We start from the raw sequence: 4550 nt of genomic DNA on the forward strand, positions 1-4550 counted from the left end.
TCTGACATCTGCGGTTTCTGTATCGATCGAAGACTTATGCAATTCAAGTCTATTGTAAACCTGACCTATATTGTTGAGAATTGTCCCTTCAATTCCTCTGTCACCCGCGGCTTTGGTAGCAATCAAAGCTTGCTGGTAATACTCCAAAGCTTGAGGATACTTTTGCTGATTATCATAAACTGAACCCAGGTTGTTGAGGATGATACTCTCACCAATCTTATTGCCTGTCTCTTGAGCAATAACCAAAGCTTCCTCGTATAACTTCACAGCTTGGGAATCTAAACTTAAAATTCTGTAAACTCCAGCCAGATTGCTGAGACAATTTCCCAATCTTTCTAGCTCTCCTAATTCTCTGTAAATGGCTATCGCTTGCTCGTAACTTTTTAAAGCTTGGGCATATTTACCCAAACTGCTGTAAACTGATGCCGTGCCGTTGAGGGTGATAGCTTCACCTTTTTTGTCGCCTATTTCTTGCCTAACAGTTAAAGCTTGATTGTAAAACATTAAAGCTTTGTCGTACTGTTCTAAACTATCGTAAACTGTGGCAATGCTATTTAAAGTTCTGCCGATTCCGGCGCTGTCACCGATTTTATGGTAAACTTCTAAAAGCTGTTGAAAAATTTCTAAAGCCTCTCGATATTTACGTTAATTTAACTGTTCAACGCCCTGTTCATTTAATAGAAATGCTGGCAGTTTTAAGTTGGGTGCATTTGGCGCTTGTGCCTGCGCTGATGGGATTTCCCCATAAATTTTATTCACAGCTTCACGAGCGGTAAAAAAAAATAACGCAGCAGCAGCAACAGCCCAACGGGCGCCGCTGGCAGTTTGGCAGATGCGATACAGCAGTTGTTTTTGGGTAGATATAAAATTAATGAGCCCCAGATTTTTACCCATTAGCCATCACTTTTAATGAACCTGAAACCGTTGTTTTTATTACTGGTTTTTTCTGGTTTTTTTCGGCTTTTTTATGGTGTCAAATCAGTAACTTTTTATAGTACCACGCTCGCGGCCGCTGCTAGAGAAGTGCCGCACCACGGACACCCCGCACTCAACTGCGCGTAAGGGGAAATTCGGCTGCACTTGGGACATTGCAAACCGTAGGCTGAAGGCTGCGTCGGCTGGGAAGAACTTTGAGCAGCAGGCGCTGAAAGCAAAACAGTCAGGGGAATCGCAAGGGCACCCGCAGATACTTCCACCACCTCGATTTCTACCTGGCCTAAATGAATGCGGCTTCCCGAACTCAATTTTGCTTCTCCTTGGGCGATAATTTTTCCATCTACTAGGGGCGGGTTGCTGGGGCGCAAATTTCGCACAGCATACTCCTGCAATTCTCGATTAAAAAATATTTCGACGTGCAGCCCAGATACGCTGGAATCGGAAAATACTAGATCGCACTTCGCCGGATCGCGCCCGAGTCTCAGGGTACCGGGATTTTTGGTCGGCTGTCCGTATTGAATCGTTCGAGTTTGATGTACCCCAGCCTCTGTCCATGCTAAAGTGAGCTGGTTTGTCATGATGCTATAGTTTTATGAAATATAAAAAAATCTTAACTGATTTAAATCTAGGACTCAATATTTAGGGTTTGTTTCCGGCTGTTTGCGAGTTTGGGGCGGTTTCCCAGAAAGCAGTCTTCTAGTATTTGTCGGAGAAAATATTCGCAGCACCTCAACAAAAAAGCCCCTAAATAGGGGCTTTTTTAGCTCTGGCTCGCTTGTTTTTGAGCCGCTGACTCGCGCTTCGAGTTTTTCTTTCCCGCAGTATCATTGACCGAGTGCAGCTTGATTAATGATTTGCAGCAATTGCTCAAAACTTATTGCTGCGCGGTTTTCTGGCGTTGCGAAGCTAGGGGTGCGCTGGTGTGGCGTTTTTTGGAAGTGGGGCGATGTATCTCGCTGATTGCGCCAATTCGATCGCCCCACCTCCTCAAACTCCATCATTTCCTACTGCTGAGTCTCTATCTGCAACGATCGCGCTATCTTTCGTTACACCCAAATCCTTAAGAGACTTAGGCTTCGCTTTTGCGGCTTTTGCGGCCACCTTCGCGACCAATTTGAGCCATGTGTTCGCGATTTCTGCTGACAGCTTCGCCACCTTTTTGACCAGCTTCTCTGGCTTCTTCAGGGGTGAATTCGTGTGCAGTTCCTTTCTCGTGCGCAGCTTTTCCGCCTTTGCTAGCAATTGCGCGCTGTTTTTCGGCGTCCATAGAAGCGAATCCGCGTTTGCTTTTCTCAGCCATGACTGTCTCCTTGTTTGTTTTCTGATTTTTTAGCTCGATCGCGCCTTCGCCTCTCACTGTGGTGGGTACTCCCAGTCAGTGGTGAGATATCAGACGGTAAATTATGAAACGTCATCTGACGAGTATAAACTTTTGGTTTAAGTCGCAGGATGAATGTTTGATAATTTACAAATGTGAACTAAAAATAGTTCACGCCCGGCACTCTCTGTCAGAGCCGCCAATGTTTAAGCAGGTTACTGTCTTTCAATCATTCTATTAATCCCCCAACTTTTATACCTCTTTCTCAGGTACAGTCATTCTTTATTTCGTTGGAAGGATGGAACCGAAAGCTGATTGGCGATACACTCATAACATTTTTCTACTCGACGGTGACACCTCAAAAATTCAAAGTCTAAAGAGGGATGCTTTTTTGTCTTTTTACTTTTCCTTTTTTTTGATGCCTTCCGGGCTTGCGAGTTATCCCGATGTTAGTTGATCTGCCGATCGAGTGGTTTCGGGCAAGCGATATCTCGGCGCGCTGCGCAGGACGTACTCGATCGCCTGGATCAAGTCTACCTTATGACCGATCGATACATAAACCGGTTTGATCCCTGTTTGCGTCCTTAGTGCTGCTCCTACAGTTGATCCCTCGTGCAGCAAGGGCTGCCAACTGCCCCGCTCGAACCCTACTTCTGAATGTTCTCCGATAAATTTAGTTTTGGCAACTCCGATCGTCGCAATTCCTGTCAAAACTCCCAAGTGGCAGGCAAGACCGAACCTGCGGGGATGGGCTAGTCCTTGACCGTCGCACAAGATCAAGTCTGGTCTCAAACTGATTTTTTCTAAAGCGTCGAGGACTGCCGGTACTTCTCGAAAAGACAGGAAACCGGGAAAGTAAGGAAAAGCTGTCGGACTGCGAACCACAGCCTGCTGCTGTAATTGCAAGTCGGGAAAGCTCAGAACTGTTACAGCGGCCAGCGATACGCTGTCTGTGCTGTCGTAGCCAACATCTACGCCTGCGATATACCGAACTGTCTCCCGTTGATTTTCGGTAATTACCTCTGACCGGAGCTGTTCTTGAATGGCGATCGCCTCTTCAATTGTCTGCGGCCAAGGGTGTCGCTGCAACATTAGATATCTTTATTTAACCGTTCTCATCTAACCTTAACTTATTTTGTCGCATTTTTAATATCTGATTTTTATCGTTTGTCGCTATAAATTCACGACAGGCACAACGAGTCTTTTTTTATACTTGAAAGGCGTGAGTAAGGCTCGCCGAGACCCATGCTCTAGGATATGTTGATAGTTGATAGTTGATAGTTGATAGTTGACAGCTTGCCCTGTAGTTAGACCGAGCTTGTCAGTCAGCGTCTTGCTCCGACTTGTCTCCCAAGCGTAGCCTCCGTAGCGGAACCTCCGGGAGCCGAAGTAATACCAATTTAAAACGAAATAACAGTATTCTTGTTCCCCCCCTTTATAAGCTATGCTTTATAAAGATATTTCTTAACAACAAAGTTGACAAAAGTAACTACTTGTGTAGGAGCTATTGGGGATCTCGCTTCCGATCTAATATGAATTATCCTGCAAAGAATATTCATTGAGGTCTCGCTCTGTCAATGAGTTCGCTCAAGCGATCTCGGGGTTTTTCCCGATCGCACATTTTGGACAAACAGCAATCTAATGTTTTTCTGCCCCTGGCGGCGGGAACCCAAAATTATCACTTAGTCTGATTTGTAGGGTGTGTCAGCCACTTTTGGCTCCCCACCTGAAAATTAGGTTATGAGGTTAACTTAATAGCGAAATAGTTATCTAAACTTAGTCAAAGCTCGCTGAACAACATAAGTCTAGAATTGATATATAGCGGTTCTCAGAAAAGTGAGGTATGCGTTATGCCCTATGCCCTATGCCCTATTCCCAGTCGTCCGCGAATCTGAGAGCTCGAAAGGCTATAATATCTGCAATGCCGAAAACCAAGGCTCAATTATCCGGTTTGTAAACCGCAGTTCTGTCAGTACTAGCCAGCCTGTTAAGGTCGAGAAGGAAGTCCACAACTCGTTAAATTGGCTGAAAATAGTGGGTGACTCATGGCTAAAAGCTTCAGCTAGAATTGTTTTTTGGATTAGGATGGGCTACATCCGAATTTACGCCTGTGGACAAGTTGCGAGCCGACTCCCTTGGGTGAAGCAGGAAGCAGACCCTTCAAGAGCAATCTTGATTGAATAGTGAGACTTGAGAAAGTTTAGCTAAGTTTTGTGTAGCAGCTGACGCACCTGAAAATACCTATAATGCCGTGCGAGTTCTTGAAGTGCTCGCACGGCATTAAAAGCAAAACCCA

At 45.3% G+C, this 4550-nt stretch carries 6 protein-coding genes and 1 pseudogene; 1 reads left to right on the top strand and 6 read right to left on the bottom strand.

Features of this window, described 5'->3' with window-relative positions:
- The 6 genes and pseudogenes from QT974_RS31375 to nfi form a co-directional block, all read right to left on the bottom strand.
- Positions 1-630 (bottom strand): annotated as a pseudogene (locus QT974_RS31375) (tetratricopeptide repeat protein); the annotation flags it as partial.
- Positions 631-645: 15 nt separating this feature from the next.
- On the bottom strand, positions 646-894 hold the full coding sequence (locus QT974_RS31380; RefSeq protein ID WP_333472287.1) for a hypothetical protein: 249 nt from the start codon (positions 892-894) through the stop codon (positions 646-648).
- A gap of 95 nt (positions 895-989) precedes the next feature.
- Positions 990-1514 (bottom strand): FHA domain-containing protein, encoded by a 525-nt coding sequence (locus QT974_RS31385; RefSeq protein WP_333472288.1) that lies wholly within the window; start codon positions 1512-1514, stop codon positions 990-992.
- A 246-nt stretch (positions 1515-1760) separates the two neighbouring features.
- Positions 1761-1937 (bottom strand): hypothetical protein, encoded by a 177-nt coding sequence (locus tag QT974_RS31390; protein ID WP_333472289.1) that lies wholly within the window; start codon positions 1935-1937, stop codon positions 1761-1763.
- A gap of 68 nt (positions 1938-2005) precedes the next feature.
- Entirely contained in the window at positions 2006-2236 is a 231-nt protein-coding gene (locus QT974_RS31395; RefSeq protein ID WP_293130743.1) for a KGG domain-containing protein, read from the bottom strand.
- Between the two features lie 456 nt (positions 2237-2692).
- Complete coding sequence (nfi, locus tag QT974_RS31400) at positions 2693-3346, bottom strand: deoxyribonuclease V (RefSeq protein WP_333472290.1); 654 nt, start codon at positions 3344-3346, stop codon at positions 2693-2695.
- 765 nt (positions 3347-4111) lie between these two features.
- Here nfi and QT974_RS31405 point away from each other — a divergent pair.
- A complete protein-coding gene (locus tag QT974_RS31405; RefSeq protein WP_333472291.1) occupies positions 4112-4438 on the top strand; it encodes a hypothetical protein in 327 nt (108 codons plus the stop codon).
- Positions 4439-4550 lie beyond the last annotated feature (112 nt).

The organism is Microcoleus sp. BM001215392 (assembly GCF_036700185.1).
GTDB lineage: Bacteria > Cyanobacteriota > Cyanobacteriia > Cyanobacteriales > Microcoleaceae > Microcoleus.

Excerpts from the sequence above, each read along its gene's own strand:
- QT974_RS31395 (WP_293130743.1), bottom strand. The coding sequence starts at position 2,236 with ATGGCTGAGAAAAGCAAACGCGGATTCGCTTCTATGGACGCCGAAAAA.
- QT974_RS31380 (WP_333472287.1), bottom strand. The coding sequence starts at position 894 with ATGGGTAAAAATCTGGGGCTCATTAATTTTATATCTACCCAAAAACAA.
- nfi (WP_333472290.1), bottom strand. The coding sequence starts at position 3,346 with ATGTTGCAGCGACACCCTTGGCCGCAGACAATTGAAGAGGCGATCGCC.
- QT974_RS31385 (WP_333472288.1), bottom strand. The coding sequence starts at position 1,514 with ATGACAAACCAGCTCACTTTAGCATGGACAGAGGCTGGGGTACATCAA.
- QT974_RS31390 (WP_333472289.1), bottom strand. The coding sequence starts at position 1,937 with ATGATGGAGTTTGAGGAGGTGGGGCGATCGAATTGGCGCAATCAGCGA.
- QT974_RS31405 (WP_333472291.1), top strand. The coding sequence starts at position 4,112 with ATGCCCTATGCCCTATTCCCAGTCGTCCGCGAATCTGAGAGCTCGAAA.